12 protein-coding genes are annotated in these 16,848 nt (G+C 69.0%); 9 read left to right on the top strand and 3 right to left on the bottom strand.

What is annotated here, in order from left to right:
- Positions 1 to 281: 281 nt before the first annotated feature.
- Positions 282 to 4,256 (bottom strand): type VII secretion protein EccCa, encoded by a 3,975-nt coding sequence (eccCa, locus tag ACFYY7_RS39815; RefSeq protein WP_388669562.1) that lies wholly within the window; start codon positions 4,254 to 4,256, stop codon positions 282 to 284.
- Between the two features lie 397 nt (positions 4,257 to 4,653).
- On the opposite strand from eccCa, the gene eccD reads away from it, so the two are divergent.
- The 6 genes from eccD to ACFYY7_RS39845 all read left to right on the top strand — a co-directional run bounded on the left by eccD (position 4,654) and on the right by ACFYY7_RS39845 (position 11,807).
- Complete coding sequence (eccD, locus tag ACFYY7_RS39820; protein ID WP_388669565.1) at positions 4,654 to 6,156, top strand: type VII secretion integral membrane protein EccD; 1,503 nt, start codon at positions 4,654 to 4,656, stop codon at positions 6,154 to 6,156.
- A gap of 189 nt (positions 6,157 to 6,345) precedes the next feature.
- Complete coding sequence (gene rpsO, locus ACFYY7_RS39825; protein ID WP_003965855.1) at positions 6,346 to 6,636, top strand: 30S ribosomal protein S15; 291 nt, start codon at positions 6,346 to 6,348, stop codon at positions 6,634 to 6,636.
- A 333-nt stretch (positions 6,637 to 6,969) separates the two neighbouring features.
- Positions 6,970 to 9,183: a polyribonucleotide nucleotidyltransferase gene (locus ACFYY7_RS39830; protein WP_388669569.1), complete on the top strand. Its 2,214-nt coding sequence runs from the start codon at positions 6,970 to 6,972 to the stop codon at positions 9,181 to 9,183.
- On the top strand, positions 9,180 to 10,559 hold the full coding sequence (locus ACFYY7_RS39835; RefSeq protein ID WP_388669572.1) for a M16 family metallopeptidase: 1,380 nt from the start codon (positions 9,180 to 9,182) through the stop codon (positions 10,557 to 10,559). The genes ACFYY7_RS39830 and ACFYY7_RS39835 overlap by 4 nt, the downstream gene beginning before the upstream one ends.
- Positions 10,560 to 10,583: 24 nt before the next feature.
- The gene (gene dapB, locus ACFYY7_RS39840) at positions 10,584 to 11,336 is read left to right on the top strand and encodes a 4-hydroxy-tetrahydrodipicolinate reductase (protein ID WP_388669575.1); all 753 of its coding nucleotides are present in this window, start codon (positions 10,584 to 10,586) and stop codon (positions 11,334 to 11,336) included.
- Positions 11,337 to 11,348: 12 nt separating this feature from the next.
- A complete protein-coding gene (locus ACFYY7_RS39845) occupies positions 11,349 to 11,807 on the top strand; it encodes a hypothetical protein (protein ID WP_388669578.1) in 459 nt (152 codons plus the stop codon).
- A gap of 39 nt (positions 11,808 to 11,846) precedes the next feature.
- On the opposite strand, the gene ACFYY7_RS39850 is transcribed toward ACFYY7_RS39845, so the two are convergent.
- Together ACFYY7_RS39850 and ACFYY7_RS39855 are read right to left on the bottom strand one after the other, a co-directional pair.
- Positions 11,847 to 12,398: a hypothetical protein gene (locus tag ACFYY7_RS39850; RefSeq protein WP_388669581.1), complete on the bottom strand. Its 552-nt coding sequence runs from the start codon at positions 12,396 to 12,398 to the stop codon at positions 11,847 to 11,849.
- A gap of 93 nt (positions 12,399 to 12,491) precedes the next feature.
- Entirely contained in the window at positions 12,492 to 12,731 is a 240-nt protein-coding gene (locus tag ACFYY7_RS39855) for a hypothetical protein (RefSeq protein WP_388669584.1), read from the bottom strand.
- Between the two features lie 185 nt (positions 12,732 to 12,916).
- Between ACFYY7_RS39855 and thyX the strand changes: the two genes are divergently transcribed.
- The 3 genes from thyX (at position 12,917) to ACFYY7_RS39870 (ending at position 16,521) form a co-directional block, all read left to right on the top strand.
- Positions 12,917 to 13,654, top strand: a complete 738-nt coding sequence (thyX, locus tag ACFYY7_RS39860; protein ID WP_124716049.1) for an FAD-dependent thymidylate synthase — start codon at positions 12,917 to 12,919, stop codon at positions 13,652 to 13,654.
- A gap of 152 nt (positions 13,655 to 13,806) precedes the next feature.
- A complete protein-coding gene (gene dapA, locus ACFYY7_RS39865; RefSeq protein ID WP_383770068.1) occupies positions 13,807 to 14,706 on the top strand; it encodes a 4-hydroxy-tetrahydrodipicolinate synthase in 900 nt (299 codons plus the stop codon).
- A gap of 129 nt (positions 14,707 to 14,835) precedes the next feature.
- The gene (locus tag ACFYY7_RS39870) at positions 14,836 to 16,521 is read left to right on the top strand and encodes a ribonuclease J (RefSeq protein WP_124716047.1); all 1,686 of its coding nucleotides are present in this window, start codon (positions 14,836 to 14,838) and stop codon (positions 16,519 to 16,521) included.
- The last annotated feature ends 327 nt before the right edge of the window (positions 16,522 to 16,848 follow it).

Here is a 16,848-nt window from a genome sequence, read left to right on the forward strand (position 1 = left end):
CACCTGACACAACTCAATCCGGTTGTACGGGTTTCACCGATTGCTGGACTCCACGAATGCCCATCAAATACCCCCCCTTCGAGTGGCAGTCGCGCCGGCGGCCACGCACCGGCCTCGGAGGCAGGTAGGTAGGCAGGCGGGCAGGACGGAAGGAAGGCAGGAAGGCGGAAATGCAGGAGATGTAGGAAATGCAGGAAATGAAGAAGGCAGGGGACGCAGACGGGGCACGGCCGGTCGTGTCGACCGTCGCCGTGCCCCGCCTGTGCTTCCTGCCCGCGGTCCTACCGCTGACCGTCCATGAGCCCCGTCTGCACCAGCGGATTCCCGCGCCGCCGGGTGACGAAGACCCCGCGCCCCGGAGGCATCGGCCGCGGTCGTACGTTGCCGAGGACGTCGCCCTCGATGGGGTCGCCCGAGAGCATCAGGCCCTGCGCGCCCAGCTCCATGATGCGCTGCATGAACGACTCGTACAGGGCCCGGCCGGCACCCGCCGTGCTGCGGGCGATGATGAACCGGACGCCGACGTCACGTGAGAACGGCAGCATCTCCGTGAGCTTGGCCAGCGGGTTTCCGCTGGACGTGGAGACCAGGTCGTAGTCGTCGACGACCACGTACACCGTCGGGCCGCTCCACCAGCTGCGTTCGCGCAGTTCCTGCGCCGTGACGTCGGGCGACGGTGTACGACGCTTCATCAGGTCGTACAGCGCGTCCACGTGGTGCTCCATGTTGTTGGACATGGGCACGTACTCCGCCAGGTGCGTCGTGGGGGTGACGTCCAGGAGCGCTCGGCGGTTGTCGATGACGAAGAACTTGCAGGTGTTCCCGTCGTACCTCTCGCTCAGCTGCTTGATGAGCAGCCGCAGCAGGTTCGACTTGCCGGACTCGCTCTCGCCGAACACCAGGAAGAACGGGTCGCGCTCGAAGTCGAGGAAGACCGGCTCCAGGTTGTTCTCGTCGATGCCGAACGCGACGCCCCGCTCCGGATGCGCGTAGCCCGGGGGCAGTTCGCGCACCGGGAGCTCGCGGGGCAGCAGCCGGACCGCCGGGGCCGGCGCCGCGGTCCAGTGCCGGGCGACCTCCTGGTTCATGGCCGCCGTCGCCTCGGAGAGGTCGCTGTCGGAGTTGATGCCGTCGATCCGCGGTACCGCCGCCATGAAGTGCAGCTTCTCCGGCGTGAGGCCACGGCCGGGCACCCCTGCGGGCACGTTGACCGCGGCCTTGCGGTCCAGTTCGGAGTCCATGACGTCGCCGAGCCGCAGTTCCAGCCGGTTCATCAGATGGTCCTTGAGGGTGGCCCGGACCTCCATGGACCGCGACGCCGTGACGATCAGGTGGATGCCGTACCCGAGGCCGCGCGCCGCGATGTCCAACGCTGCCGGTTCCAGGGCCTCGTAGTCCGTACGGAAGTTGCCCCAGCCGTCGATGATCAGGAAGACGTCGCCCCACGGCTGGTCCGTGACCGAGATGTCGCCGCGCGCCCGCAGCCTGCGGAAGGTGGCGATGGAGTCGATGCCGGCGCTGCGGAAGTACTCCTCGCGCCGCGCCATGATCCCGTACACCTCGGAGACCGTGCGCCGCACCCGCTCGGGGTCGAGCCGGGAGGCGATCCCGCCGACGTGCGGCAGGCCGGATACGGAGGCCATGCCGCCGCCACCGAAGTCGAGTCCGTAGAACTGGACCTCCTGGGGCGTGTGGGTGAGCGCGAAGCCCGCGATGAGCGTGCGCAGCAGCGTGGACTTCCCGGACTGGGGACCACCGATGATCTGCATGTGACCCGCCGCACCGGAGAAGTCCCGGTAGAGCGTGTCGCGCCGCTGCTCGTACGGCTTGTCGACCACGCCGAGCGGTACGACGAGGCGGCCCGAACCCTCGAACCCGGGCTGGGTCAGCCCACGGCCCTCCACCGGGGAGAGCCCCGGGAGCAGCTCGTCCAGCGACGGCGGGTTGTCCAGCGGGGGGAGCCACACCTGGTGGGCGGAGGCCCCCCGGCCCTCAAGCCTGCGCACGATCACATCGAGCACCGTGTCCGCCAGGGCGTCGTCCTCCGGCGTACGCGCGTCGGGCACCAGGGCGTCGGGCTGCGGGCTCGGCTGCACGTACTGCACCGGCACCGGAGCCGCAGTGAACACCACCGGCCTGCGGTCCACCGGCAGGGGTCCTGAGGACACGGCCGGCTGGGCGCCCGAGCGGTACACCCCTGAGACGTACGCGGCCTTGAAGCGCACCATCTCGTCCGTGCCGTACTTCAGGTACCCGGAACCGGGGACGTTGGGCAGGTGGTACGCGTCCGGCACACCCAGCGCCGCCCGGGACTCGCCCGCCGAGAACGTGCGCAGGCCGATCCGGTACGACAGATAGGTCTCCAGACCGCGCAGCCGCCCCTCCTCCAGGCGCTGCGAGGCCAGCAGCAGATGGACGCCCAGCGAACGGCCGATGCGCCCGATCTGCACGAACATCTCGATGAAGTCGGGCTTGGCGGTGAGCAGTTCGCTGAACTCGTCGATGACCAGGACGAGAGAGGGGATGGGCTGCAGGGGAGCGCCCGCGGCACGCGCCTTCTCGTAGTCGTGGATGTTGGCGTAGTTGCCCGCGTCGCGCAGCATCTCCTGACGGCGGTTGAGCTCACCGCTGATGGAGTCGCCCATGCGGTCGACCAGCGTCAGGTCGTCCGCGAGGTTGGTGATCACCGCTGCGACGTGGGGCATCTGCGCCATACCGGCGAAGGTGGCACCGCCCTTGAAGTCCGCGAGGACGAAGTTGAGCGTCTCCGAGGTGTGGGTGACGGCGAGGCCGAGCACGAGCGTGCGCAGCAGCTCGGACTTTCCGGAACCGGTGGCGCCGACGCACAGGCCGTGCGGCCCCATTCCCTCCTGCGCCGCTTCCTTGAGGTCCAGCATCACGGGGCTGCCGTCCTCGCCGACCCCGATCGGGACGCGCAGCCGTTCCGCCTGGGAGCGGGCCCGCCAGGTCCTGCTGACGTCGATCGAGGCGGCGTCACCGAGGTTCAGCAGATCGGTGAACTCGAGATTGGCGAGAAGCGGCTCGTCGTCGTCCCCGCCCGTGGCCACATGGAGCGGTGCCAGCTGCCGGGCCAGCGCCTCGGCGGCCTCCTGGCTGAGCAGGTCGGGAACACCTTCGTAGACCAGTCCGTGCCCGGACTCCAGCTGGAGCAGCTGGGGGCGCACCACGACGGACAGGCCGCCGCGTGCCCCGTTGACCTCGCCCGGTACGACCTCGATGACCGTCACGCCCTGGAGGCCCTCGGCCGCGGCGAGCGCGGACACCGGCGACACGGACTGGCCGTCGAGCACGACGACGACATGCGGCTGGTCCATGAGCGGCTGGCCGTCGGGCTGGAAGCGCGGCCGGCCGTCGAGCCGGGGCGCGAGCATTTCCTCCAGCTCCGCGACGCTCGTGGTGATCAGGCGGCGGACGCCGGCACCGTCGACGAAGTCCGCGGCCTGGACGTGCGGAAGCCACTTCGTCCATTCCCAGCGCGCGGCGGCGTCCCGGTCCGTCGCGACGGCGATGACCAGGTCCTCGGGGGAGTGCAGCGAGGCGAGCGCACCGACCATCGCGCGGGCCGTGGAACGGACGGACTCCGCTTCGCCGCTGATCGTCAGGTGGTAGAAGGCGCGCAGCGAGACCGCCATGGGCAGGCCGTCCAGCGTGCTGTGGGTCGTCAGGAACTGCTGCATCGCCCCGGCGGTCAGCGGCTCCAGCTCGTCGACCGGCGCGGTGTCGGGTGCGATGAGCGGCGTCGCGAGTTCCTGAGTGCCCAGGCCGATGCGTACCTGCGCGAAGTCGGCGTCACCGACGCGGCGTTCCCAGACCCGGCTGCCCTCGGCGACGAGCGCCCACAACTGGTCCGGGGACGGGTGGAGATAGAACTGCGCGTCGCGCTGTTTCCGGGCCGTCTTCAGCACGGAACGTCTGGTCTGCGTCAGGTACTTCAGGTAGTCCCGCCGCATGTCGGCGAGCTGTCCCTGGGTCCCCCGCCGGAAGCGGACCATCATCGCGACGGCCATGGCGACCGTCGAGGCGATCATGATCATGCCCATGATCCGCATGATCGGGTTCGGGGTCATGAAGAAGAAGACCACGGAACCGCCCATGCCGAGCATCGGCAGCAGCTGCATCATCACCCCCTCCTGCTGCCCGCGAGGAAGCTCGGGCGGAGGTTGCAACTGCACCTGCTCGTCCGGCACTTCGGAGGGCAGGGCCCGCGGTGGGCGCTTGACGACAATCTGGCTCACAGCTCACCAATTCCCTTGCCGGACAGAACTGTTCGTATCGGCGCCCCCGTGGCGACGGGCTCCATCCGCGGGAGGATCCTACTGGCGTATGGAATGACACCGGGAGCGGTAGGGTGTCGCAACGCGTGTAAGCATTCGCTAACTACCGCAAGGAAACGGCCGTTCGGGGCGCTAGGGCTGCCCCGTGGTCCCTGGTGGATCGGTGTGCGGCGTCGGATGCGGTGCATCGCAAGGCGCAAGGATGCCCGGGTACCGGATGTATTCGGGTGTTCCGGCAACGCGGCGAGGTGCCGTGGTTGTCGTCTCGCGCCCGCAGGGGATCACGGGACGGCCCTCGGCGAGGTCCGCGGTCCCCGGTTCGTTTCCGGAAAACGATGAGGGGGAGCAGCAGGTGACTATGACGGCCCAAACGGCGGCCACCGGACAAGGTCGGCCCGGTCCCGGAGTTCCGTCCGGCAACGGAACCGGCTTCTGCCGGGTCACGGTCGTCGCGCCCGACAGCCGCGTCGACGTGGCGCTGCCCGAGGACATCCCCGTCGCCGACCTGTACCCGGAGATCCTCCGGCTGTCGGGACAGAGCCCCGCCCAGGGCGCACCGGTCGGCTATCACCTGGTACGTCGCGACGGCACCGTCCTCGACAGCGGGCGCACCCTGGCCGGTCAGCGCATCCTCGACGGCGAACTGCTGTCCCTGCGCCCCTTCTCCGAGTCACTGCCCCCCGCGGTCTTCGACGACGTCTCCGACGCGGTCGCCACCGCCGTCGCCCGCGACCGCACTCTCTGGGGCGACAGCCTCATGCGCGGTGCCGGGCTCTTCGCGGGGGCGCTCCTGCTGGTCCTGCTCGGTTTCGTGCTGTGGAACTCCGGCCCCCGGCACGACATGCACGGGCTGCCGGGCGTCCTCGCCGCGATCGTCGCCGTACTCGCCCTCGCGCTCGCCTGCGTACGTGCCCGCGTCTACGACGACCGGGGATCGTCCACGGCGCTGGGCATCGGCGCGCTCGCGAACGCCGGGGTCTCCGGCGCCGGGCTGCTGTCGCTCAGCGAGGGGCAGGGCATCGGCAGGCTCCAGTTCCTGCTCGCCTGCGCCGCCGTGCTGGTGGTCGCGGTGATCCTCATGATCGCCGCCCCCGGCGGGGACGGAATCTTCGTTGCGTTCGTGTTCGCCGCGGCCGTCGGCGTACTGGTGACCTTCGTCGCGATCACCGCCGGCCTGGAGCCCGCCGAGACCGCGGCGATGTGCGCGCCGATCTCCGTGGGCGTCCTCGCCTTCCTGCCCGGCCTCTCCACCCGTTTCGCCCGCCTCCCCATCGGCTTCGAGCCGCCCCGCACCACCGCCGGTGACTACGGGACGTCCGAATCGGCCCCGCAGGGCCCGGTCGACGCCGACCGCATCGCCGCCCAGGCACGGCGCGGCCACGAACTGCTCGTCGGCCTGGTCGGCGGATGCGCGCTGGTGGCCGTGGGCGCCGCCGCCGTCCTGGGATTCTCGGACAACATCTGGGGCCAGCTGCTGGCGCTCGCCACCGGGATCGCCATGCTGATGCGTTCCCACCTGTTCCGTTACACGGCCCAGGTCGGCTGCGCACTGGCGGCGGGTCTCGGCGCACTCGTGCTCCTGGGCCTCGGCCTCTCCCTCAACCCGCCGATCGAGATGCTGCGCGACGCCGCCACGGGGGACAGCACCGCGCTCGACATCCGTACGATCTGGCTGGCCGCGGCCGTCGCGGGCGCCGCCGCTCTGATCACCGCCATCGGGCTGATCGTGCCCCGCAAGGGAGTGACCCCGTTCTGGGGACGCTTCCTGGAGATCGCCGAAGCGTGTGTGCTCCTGACGCTGATCCCCCTCTGCCTCGCCGTTTTCGACCTCTACCAGTCGATCCGCGCTCTCACCAGCTGACCCGGGCACCCGGCGCGGCCGACCCGGCTGCGCCGGACTGGTACGCTGTGTGACGGCCGTTTGTGTACGCGCTCCCGGATCATCCTGGGATCTGCGCTCATCGGACCTTCGCCTCCGAGTCATGGAAGCTCCCCTGCGATCAAGACCAGGGGCACTCGTGGGCGCATCGAACATCAAAGAGGAGTACGCGTGCCGCTCGACGCCGCTACGAAGAAGCAGATCATGTCCGAGTTCGCCCAGAAGGAGGGTGACACCGGATCCCCCGAGGTCCAGGTCGCGATGCTCTCCCGCCGGATCTCGGACCTGACGGAGCACCTCAAGACGCACAAGCACGACCACCACTCCCGTCGTGGTCTGCTGATCCTGGTCGGCCAGCGTCGCCGCCTCCTTCAGTACCTGGCCAAGAAGGACATCCAGCGCTTCCGTGCCCTGGTCGACCGCCTCGGCATCCGCCGCGGTGCGGCCGGCGGCGCCAAGTAGTTCGCCGTGAAGGGAGCGGTTCCCACCACTGAGGGGGCCGCTCCCTTTGCTGTACGTACGATTGTGCGTACGTGGGCAGCCACCGGACGTGACGGTTCGCCCGCACGGCCGGAAATGCCAAGCAGAACCGAATCTCAGTAACCTGGTCGGAGAACGACCGCAGACGAGCGAGAAGCAGACCTCCCCGCCGCCGGTCCTCGGTAGTGGCCCCCGGACTCATCGACCCGGGTGCTTCGATCGAAGACCGGCCCGCCGATGGAGGGCTTCTCCGCTACCGTCCCCCGCCACACGGGCGTGGGGGCGAGAAGACGATATGTATCGGAGAAAACGCTAGTGGAGAACGAGACCCACTACGCCGAGGCCGTTATCGACAACGGAACCTTCGGCACCCGCACCATCCGCTTCGAGACGGGCCGCCTGGCCAAGCAGGCCGCCGGCTCCGCCGTCGCGTACCTGGACGACGACACCATGGTGCTGTCGGCCACCACGGCTTCCAAGAAGCCCAAGGACAACCTGGACTTCTTCCCCCTCACGGTGGACGTCGAGGAGCGCCAGTACGCGGCCGGAAAGATCCCCGGATCCTTCTTCCGCCGCGAGGGCCGCCCCTCCGAGGACGCGATCCTCACCTGCCGTCTGATCGACCGGCCGCTGCGCCCCTCCTTCAAGAAGGGCCTGCGCAACGAGATCCAGATCGTCGAGACGATCATGGCGCTCAACCCCGACCACCTGTACGACGTGGTCGCGATCAACGCCGCCTCCTGCTCCACGATGCTGGCGGGCCTTCCCTTCTCCGGCCCGATCGGCGCCACCCGCGTCGCCCTGATCAAGGGCCAGTGGGTCGCCTTCCCGACGCACACCGAGCTCGAGGACGCCGTCTTCGACATGGTCGTCGCCGGTCGCGTCCTGGACGACGGCGACGTCGCGATCATGATGGTCGAGGCCGAGGCCACCGAGAAGACCATCCAGCTCGTCAAGGACGGCGCCGAGGCTCCCACCGAGGAGATCGTCGCCGCCGGTCTGGAAGCCGCGAAGCCCTTCATCAAGGGCCTTTGCAAGGCCCAGTCGGACCTCGCCTCCAAGGCTGCCAAGCCCGTCGGCGAGTTCCCGGTCTTCCTCGACTACCAGGACGACGTCTTCGCCGCCCTCGAGTCGGCCGTCACCTCCGAGCTCGCCCAGGCGCTCACCATCGCCGGCAAGCAGGACCGCGAGGCCGAGCTGGACCGCGTCAAGGAGATCGCCGCCGAGAAGCTCCTCCCGGCCTTCGAGGGCCGCGAGAAGGAGATCTCCGCCGCGTACCGCGCGCTGACCAAGAAGCTGGTCCGCGAGCGCGTCATCAAGGACAAGGTCCGCATCGACGGCCGCGGCGTCACGGACATCCGTACGCTCGCCGCCGAGGTCGAGGCCATCCCGCGGGTGCACGGCTCGGCGCTGTTCGAGCGTGGCGAGACCCAGATCCTGGGCGTCACCACCCTCAACATGCTCCGCATGGAGCAGCAGCTGGACACCCTCTCCCCGGTGACCCGCAAGCGCTACATGCACAACTACAACTTCCCGCCGTACTCCGTCGGTGAGACCGGCCGCGTGGGCTCGCCCAAGCGCCGCGAGATCGGCCACGGCGCGCTCGCCGAGCGCGCCATCGTGCCGGTGCTGCCGACGCGCGAGGAGTTCCCCTACGCGATCCGCCAGGTCTCCGAGGCGCTGGGCTCCAACGGCTCGACGTCCATGGGTTCGGTCTGCGCCTCCACCATGTCGCTGCTGAACGCCGGTGTGCCGCTCAAGGCCGCCGTCGCCGGTATCGCCATGGGTCTGATCTCCCAGGAGATCGACGGCAAGACCCACTACGTCGCCCTCACCGACATCCTCGGTGCGGAGGACGCCTTCGGCGACATGGACTTCAAGGTCGCCGGTACGAAGCAGTTCGTCACCGCGCTCCAGCTCGACACCAAGCTCGACGGCATCCCCGCCTCGGTCCTGGCCGCCGCGCTGAAGCAGGCCCGCGACGCCCGCCTCCACATCCTCGATGTGATGAACGAGGCCATCGACGTCCCGGACGAGATGTCCCCGAACGCCCCGCGGATCATCACCGTCAAGATCCCGGTGGACAAGATCGGTGAGGTCATCGGCCCCAAGGGCAAGATGATCAACCAGATCCAGGAGGACACCGGCGCCGACATCACGATCGAGGACGACGGCACCATCTACATCGGTGCCGCCGACGGACCGGCCGCCGAGGCCGCCCGCGCCACGATCAACTCGATCGCCAACCCGACCATGCCCGAGGTCGGCGAGCGCTACCTGGGTACGGTCGTCAAGACCACCACCTTCGGTGCCTTCGTCTCCCTCATGCCGGGCAAGGACGGCCTGCTGCACATCTCGCAGATCCGCAAGCTCGCCGGTGGCAAGCGCGTGGAGAACGTCGAGGACGTGCTCGGTGTCGGCACCAAGGTCCAGGTCGAGATCGCCGAGATCGACTCCCGCGGCAAGCTCTCCCTGATCCCGGTCGTCGAGGGTGAAGAGGACGAGAAGAAGGACGACGCCGCCAAGTGACGTCCCGTAGTTCCGTGACGACGGCCCGCGCTTCCTCGGAGGCGCGGGCCGTCGCCCGTACCCAAACGCTTCTCAAGGGCACCAACGGCATCGGTACGGTCCGCCGCACCGTGCTGCCCGGCGGTCTTCGGGTGGTCACCGAGACCCTGCCCTCCGTACGCTCCGCCACCTTCGGCATCTGGGCCAACGTCGGATCACGCGACGAGACCCCCACGCTGAACGGCGCGACGCACTACCTCGAACACCTCCTCTTCAAGGGCACCGCCAAGCGCAGTGCCCTGGACATCTCCGCCGCGATCGACGCGGTCGGCGGCGAGATGAACGCCTTCACGGCGAAGGAGTACACCTGCTACTACGCGCGGGTCCTCGACACCGACCTGCCGCTGGCCATCGACATCGTCTGCGACATGCTGACCGGCTCGCTGATCACCGCCGAGGACGTCGACGCCGAGCGCGGCGTCATCCTCGAAGAGATCGCGATGACCGAGGACGACCCGGGCGACTGCGTGCACGACCTGTTCGCGCACACCATGCTCGGCGACACCCCCCTCGGCCGCCCGGTCCTCGGCACCGTCGACACCATCAACGCGCTCGACCGCGGCCGGATCGCCCGCTTCTACAAGAAGCACTACGACCCCACGCACCTGGTCGTCGCCGCCGCGGGCAACATCGACCACGCCACGGTCGTACGCCAGGTCCGCAAGGCGTTCGAGCGGGCGGGCGCCCTCTCCCGCGCCGATGCCGTCCCGGTCGCCCCGCGCGAGGGTGCCCGCACCCTGCGCACCGCGGGCCGGGTCGAGCTGCTGAACCGCAAGACCGAGCAGGCCCACGTCGTCCTCGGCGTGCCCGGACTGGCCCGCACCGACGACCGCCGCTGGGCGCTGGGCGTCCTCAACGCGGCCCTCGGAGGCGGCATGAGCTCACGCCTCTTCCAGGAGGTACGGGAGAAGCGCGGTCTCGCCTACAGCGTGTACTCGTACACCTCGGGCTTCGCCGACTGCGGACTCTTCGGGGTGTACGCGGGCTGCCGGCCCAGCCAGGTCCACGACGTCCTCAAGATCTGCCGGGACGAACTCGACCGGGTGGCGTCCGAAGGACTGACCGACGAGGAGATCGGCCGCGCCATCGGGCAGCTCTCCGGCTCCACCGTCCTCGGACTGGAGGACACCGGCGCGCTGATGAACCGCATCGGCAAGAGCGAACTGTGCTGGGGCGACCAGATGTCGGTCGACGACATGCTGGCCCGGATGGCACAGGTCACCCCCGACGACGTGCGCGCGGTCGCGGGCGAGGTCCTCGGACACCGCCCCTCCCTCTCCGTCATCGGCCCGCTCAAGGACAAGCAGGCCGACCGCCTCGAAGAAGCGGTCTCCTAACCCCACCGTTAAGGAACCAGAGCAATGAGCAAGCTGCGCGTGGCCGTTCTCGGCGCCAAGGGCCGTATCGGGTCCGAGGCGGTACGAGCCGTCGAGGCCGCCGACGACATGGAGCTGGTGGCCGCGCTGGGCCGTGGCGACAAGCTGGAGACCCTCACGGAATCCGGCGCCCAGGCCGTCGTCGAACTCACCACCCCCGCGTCGGTGATGGACAACCTCGACTTCTGCGTCCGGCACGGCATCCACGCCGTCGTCGGTACGACCGGCTGGACCGACGAACGGCTCGCGCAGCTGAACACCTGGCTGGCCGGCTCCCCGGAGACCGGTGTGCTCATCGCGCCGAACTTCTCCATCGGCGCCGTCCTCACGATGAAGTTCGCGGAGCGGGCCGCCCGCTACTTCGAGTCCGTCGAGGTCGTCGAGCTGCACCACCCCAACAAGGTCGACGCCCCCTCGGGCACCGCCACCCGCACCGCCCAGCTGATCGCCGACGCCCGCCGCAAGGCCGGCTGCGCCCCGCAGCCGGACGCCACCGCCACGGCCCTGGAGGGCGCCCGCGGCGCGGACGTCGACGGGGTCCCGGTCCACGCGATCCGGCTCCGCGGCCTCCTCGCACACCAGGAAGTGCTGCTCGGCGGCGAGGGCGAGACGCTCACCATCCGCCACGACTCCCTGCACCACAGCAGCTTCATGCCGGGCATCCTGCTCGGCGTACGCCGCGTGGTGACCACTCCCGGCCTCACGTTCGGCCTGGAACACTTCCTCGACCTGAACTGACTGAGCCCTGCCATGCGCGCAAAGATCACTTACTTCGTCACCGCTGCCGTCCTGGTCTTCTACTTCGCCCTGGTCGGCAGCCGTGGCGTGCTGCTCATCCGGCACGGCACGCTGCTGACGGTCGCCTTCGGGGCCGCGGTGCTGATCCTGCCGGTGATCGGCATCTGGTTCCTCTGGAAGAACACCCAGTTCGTGTCGCGGGCGAACGCGCTGGCCGCGGAGCTCGACGCGGAGGGAGGCCTGCCGGTCGACGAACTGGTCCGCACCCCGTCCGGCCGTATCGACCGCGACTCGGCCGACGCGGTGTTCGCCCGCCGCCGCGAGGAGACCGAGGACTCCCCGGACGACTGGCGCTGCTGGTTCCGCCTCGCCGTCGCCTACCAGGACGCCAGGGACACCCCGAGGGCGCGCAAGGCCATGCAGCGCGCCATCGCCCTGCACATGAAGGACGCCCGTCCCAGCACCCCCTGAAGGGGCCGGGCGGGCGTCCCGCCGAACTGTTCGGAGGCCTCAGACCCGCCGGTACTCGTCCCCCCACGCCTCCACCGTGTCGGCGGCGCGGTCGAACGCCTCGCTCCGCGTCAGGAAGTCGGCGTTGTTGTCGGTGAGCAGCGGCGGAATCGGCTCGCCCCCCTGACGTACGAGGATCAGCGCCTGCCCCTGGACCGTGCGCGGGAACCCGAGCCACTTCACCGGCTGCTGCACCGTGCGGATGGCGGCGACCCTGTTCCACGGCACGGTGACGCTGGTGAAGAAGCCCACCCGGCGCACGCCGTGCCGGCTGACCCACGTACCGACCCGCAGCAGCCGCAGCGCGCAGATGATGATCGCGAGGGCGAGTCCCAGACATACAGCCGCGCCCGGCAACGCCCCGGCGAACGCGATGATCATTCCCGCGAGCAGGACGAAGGACGCGAGCAGCAGCAGGAACGCCGCCGCCGCGACCCGCCAGGGGCCGGGGCGGTACGGTCGCCGCCAGCCGTCGTGGTCGTCGAACGGCAGCGCGATGTCCTCGGCGCTGGCGTCAAACGCGCGGTCGGCCGTCAGGAAGGGCAGGGGCACGACTGATCCTCACTCACAAACACGCTCGATTGCTGTGCCCGGTGAGGCTACCGAGGAGGCCGCCGACCCGACCACCCCAGGGGGCCGTACGAGTCAGTGCCCGTGGACGGCCTCGGTCTGCTCGGCGTGCGAGGCGCTCTGGGCGGGGCTGAGCGCGGGCATGCCGAGGATCAGCGCCCCGACGAGGCCGCCGACCACGGTCAGCCCGACGAGGGAACGGCTGGCCAGCTGGGAGACGGTGGCGCGCTCCCGGGGCGGGGGAGTGACGTTACTGCGGAATCGGTCGCTCTCGGCCACGAACGAGAACGGGACGGATTCACGCCGGCGGAACATGAGGAAGGTCTCCTTGAACTCTGTTATGGATGCTGCTATTGGGTCAGACGCTCGGCGGGCCCGATCGGTGCCCCGAATCGCCGAATTCGTCGAAGAAATCCCTGGACGGCCCTTCCGGCCCGGTTGTCAGTGGTGGCCCGTAGAGTGGGCGCCGCCCGAGCGACGCAACTGGAAGGACCCCGCCGGTGACCGAGACCCCCGAGCCCGCAAAGCCCAGCTTCCGCAGCGATGTCACCGTTGAGCTGGTGAAACACGCCGCGGGCGACTCCGACGTCCTGTTCGCGGCCCGTGTCTCCACGGCCGGCGAGCAGTCCCTGGAGGAGGTCACCAAGGACCCCGAGCGCTCCAAGGGGCTCATCAATTACCTGATGCGTGACCGCCACGGCAGCCCGTTCGAGCACAACTCGATGACCTTCTTCATCAGCGCCCCGATCTTCGTGTTCCGCGAGTTCATGCGCCACCGCGTCGGCTGGTCGTACAACGAGGAATCGGGCCGCTACCGGGAGCTGGAGCCGGTCTTCTACGTCCCCGACGCCTCCCGCAAGCTCGTCCAGCAGGGCCGCCCCGGCAAGTACGAGTTCGTCGAGGGCACCCAGGCCCAGCAGGAGCTCACCGGCCGCGTCATGGAGGACTCCTACCGCCAGGCGTACGAGGCGTACCAGGAGATGCTCGCCGCGGGAGTGGCCCGAGAGGTCGCCCGCGCCGTGCTCCCCGTCGGTCTCTTCTCCTCGATGTACGCCACGTGCAACGCCCGCTCGCTGATGCACTTCCTCGGCCTGCGCACCCAGCACGAGCTGGCGAAGGTGCCGTCCTTCCCGCAGCGCGAGATCGAGATGGTCGGCCAGCAGATGGAGGAGCACTGGGCCCGTCTCATGCCGCTCACCCATGCAGCCTTCAACAAGAACGGACGCGTAGCCCCGTAGGCGGTGTCCGTATTGCGGCGTTTCGTGAAGTTCATCTAGGCTGATCAAACGGACCCGGCACTGCTTGAACCCCCGAGCAGGCAGTGCCGGGCTCCTATCGCTTGTCCCCCCGAGGGGGCATTGGGCCCTGAGCAGCGAGTAGCGTGTTACCCATGGCTCCGATCTCCACTCCGCAGACCCCCTTCGGGCGGGTCCTCACCGCTATGGTCACGCCCTTCACGGCGGACGGCGCACTCGACCTCGACGGTGCCCAGCGGCTCGCCGTCCATCTGGTGGACGCAGGCAATGACGGCCTGGTCGTCAACGGCACCACCGGCGAGTCCCCGACCACCAGCGACGCGGAGAAAGACCAGCTCGTAAGGGCGGTACTGGAAGCCGTGGGAGACCGGGCCCACGTCGTCGCCGGCATCGGCACCAATGACACCCGGCACAGCATCGAGCTCGCCCGCACGGCCGAACGCTCCGGCGCCCACGGCCTCCTCGCCGTGACGCCGTACTACAACAAGCCGCCGCAGGAAGGCATCTTCCGGCACTTCACGGCGATCGCCGACGCCACCGGCCTGCCGGTGATGCTCTACGACATCCCCGGCCGCAGCGGTGTGCCGATCGACACGGAGACGCTGGTACGGCTCGCCGAACACCCGCGCATCGTCGCCAACAAGGACGCCAAGGGCGACCTCGGCCGAGCGAGCTGGGCCATCGCCCGCTCCGGCCTCGCCTGGTACTCCGGCGACGACATGCTCAACCTCCCGCTGCTCTCGGTCGGCGCCGTCGGATTCGTCTCCGTCGTCGGCCACGTGGTCACCCCCGACCTGCGCGCCCTCATCGAGGCCCACGTCGGCGGCGACGTCCAGAAGGCCACGGAGATCCACCAGAAGCTCCTGCCGGTCTTCACCGGCATGTTCCGCACCCAGGGCGTGATCACCACCAAGGCCGCCCTGGCCCTCCAAGGCCTCCCCGCAGGCCCGCTGCGCCTCCCGCTGGTGGAGCTCACCGAGCAGGAAACGGCCCAGCTCAAGATCGATCTCGCCGCCGGCGGGGTAGAGCTGTAACCACAGACTTCACAACTGAATACGCGAAGAACACTCGCAAGAGCGAAGACACAGACAACAGCAAGTGCACGATTGACATGCGCGCCACGTGCCCAAGCGGTACGTGGCGTGCGTGGTAAGGAGAGTCTTTTGAGTCATCCGCATCCCGAACTCGGCACCCCGCCGAAGCTCCCGAAGGGCGGCCTCCGGGTCACCCCGCTCGGAGGCCTCGGCGAAATCGGCCGCAACATGACGGTCTTCGAGTACGGCGGCCGCCTGCTCATCGTCGACTGCGGAGTGCTCTTCCCCGAGGAGGAGCAGCCCGGAATCGACCTGATCCTGCCGGACTTCACCACGATCCGGGACCGTCTCGACGACATCGAGGGCATCGTCCTCACGCACGGCCACGAGGACCACATCGGTGGTGTCCCGTATCTGCTGCGCCTGAAGCCGGACATCCCCCTCATCGGCTCCAAGCTGACCCTCGCGCTGATCGAGGCGAAGCTCCAGGAGCACCGCATCCGTCCGTACACCCTCGAAGTGGCGGAGGGCCAGCGCGAGCGCATCGGCGTGTTCGACTGCGAGTTCATCGCGGTCAACCACTCCATCCCGGACGCCCTCGCGGTCGCCATCCGCACCCCTGCGGGCATGGCCGTCGCGACCGGCGACTTCAAGATGGACCAGCTCCCGCTGGACGGCCGGCTCACCGACCTGCACGCCTTCGCGCGGTTGAGCGAGGAGGGCATCGACCTCCTCCTCTCCGACTCGACGAACGCCGAGGTCCCGGGCTTCGTACCGCCCGAGCGGGACATCTCCAACGTCCTGCGCACGGTCTTCGCCAACGCCCAGAAGCGCATCATCGTGGCGAGCTTCGCCAGCCACGTCCACCGCATCCAGCAGATCCTCGACGCGGCACACGAGTACGGCCGCAGGGTCGCCTTCGTCGGCCGCTCGATGGTCCGCAACATGGGCATCGCCCGCGACCTCGGTTACCTGAGGGTCCCCGCCGGCCTGGTCGTGGACGTCAAGACCCTCGACGACCTGCCGGACGACGAGGTCGTTCTGGTCTGCACGGGCTCCCAGGGCGAGCCGATGGCGGCCCTGTCCCGGATGGCGAACCGCGACCACCAGATCCGGATCGTCCCCGGCGACACGGTGATCCTTGCGTCGTCCCTGATCCCGGGCAACGAGAACGCGGTCTACCGCGTGATCAACGGCCTGACCCGCTGGGGCGCCAACGTCGTCCACAAGGGCAACGCGAAGGTCCACGTCTCGGGCCACGCCTCGGCAGGCGAGCTGCTGTACTTCTACAACATCTGCAAGCCGAAGAACCTGATGCCGGTCCACGGCGAATGGCGCCACCTGAGGGCCAACGCCGAACTGGGCGCGCTCACCGGAGTGCCCAAGGACCACATCGTCATCGCCGAGGACGGCGTCGTCGTCGACCTCGTCGACGGCCGGGCCAAGATCGTCGGCAAGGTCCAGGCGGGTTACGTCTACGTCGACGGCCTCTCGGTCGGCGATGTCACCGAGACCTCGCTCAAGGACCGCCGGATCCTCGGCGAAGAAGGCATCATCTCCGTCTTCATCGTGGTCGACAGCTCCTCCGGCAAGATCACGGGCGGCCCGGACATCCACGCCCGCGGTTCAGGCATCGACGACTCGGCGTTCAGTGCGGTCGTGCCGAAGATCGAGGAAGCGATCAACAGGTCCGCCCAGGACGGCGTGCTGGAGCCGCACCAGGTCCAGCAGCTCGTCCGCCGCACGGTGGGCAAGTGGGTCTCAGACACCTACCGCCGGCGCCCGATGATCCTTCCGGTCGTCGTCGAGGTCTGACGCAGACAGGCACGAACTCCGGAGCGGGGCCCCCGATTTGCATCGGGGCGCCCCGCTCCAGTACGTTTACGGCTCCGCCTGACCGGGAAGCACTGCGCACACTCGTGTGCGCTGAGCGCCCAGGACGGAGTGGAAAATCCGACTCAGAACTTCTGATAAAGTCGGGTCCGCCGAAAGGCAAGGCCACTCCAAAGGCCACCGGAATTCAAAATTCGGACCGGAAACGGAACGAAAAAGAGTCTGGTAAGGTTGGAACCGCCGGAAAGGGAAACGCGAAAGCGAAGAACTGGAAAGCGAAAAGCAGGATCCCGCTTCGACCGGGAATCG

The sequence above is a fragment of the Streptomyces sp. NPDC001933 genome, from assembly GCF_042890955.1.
Lineage (GTDB): Bacteria > Actinomycetota > Actinomycetes > Streptomycetales > Streptomycetaceae > Streptomyces.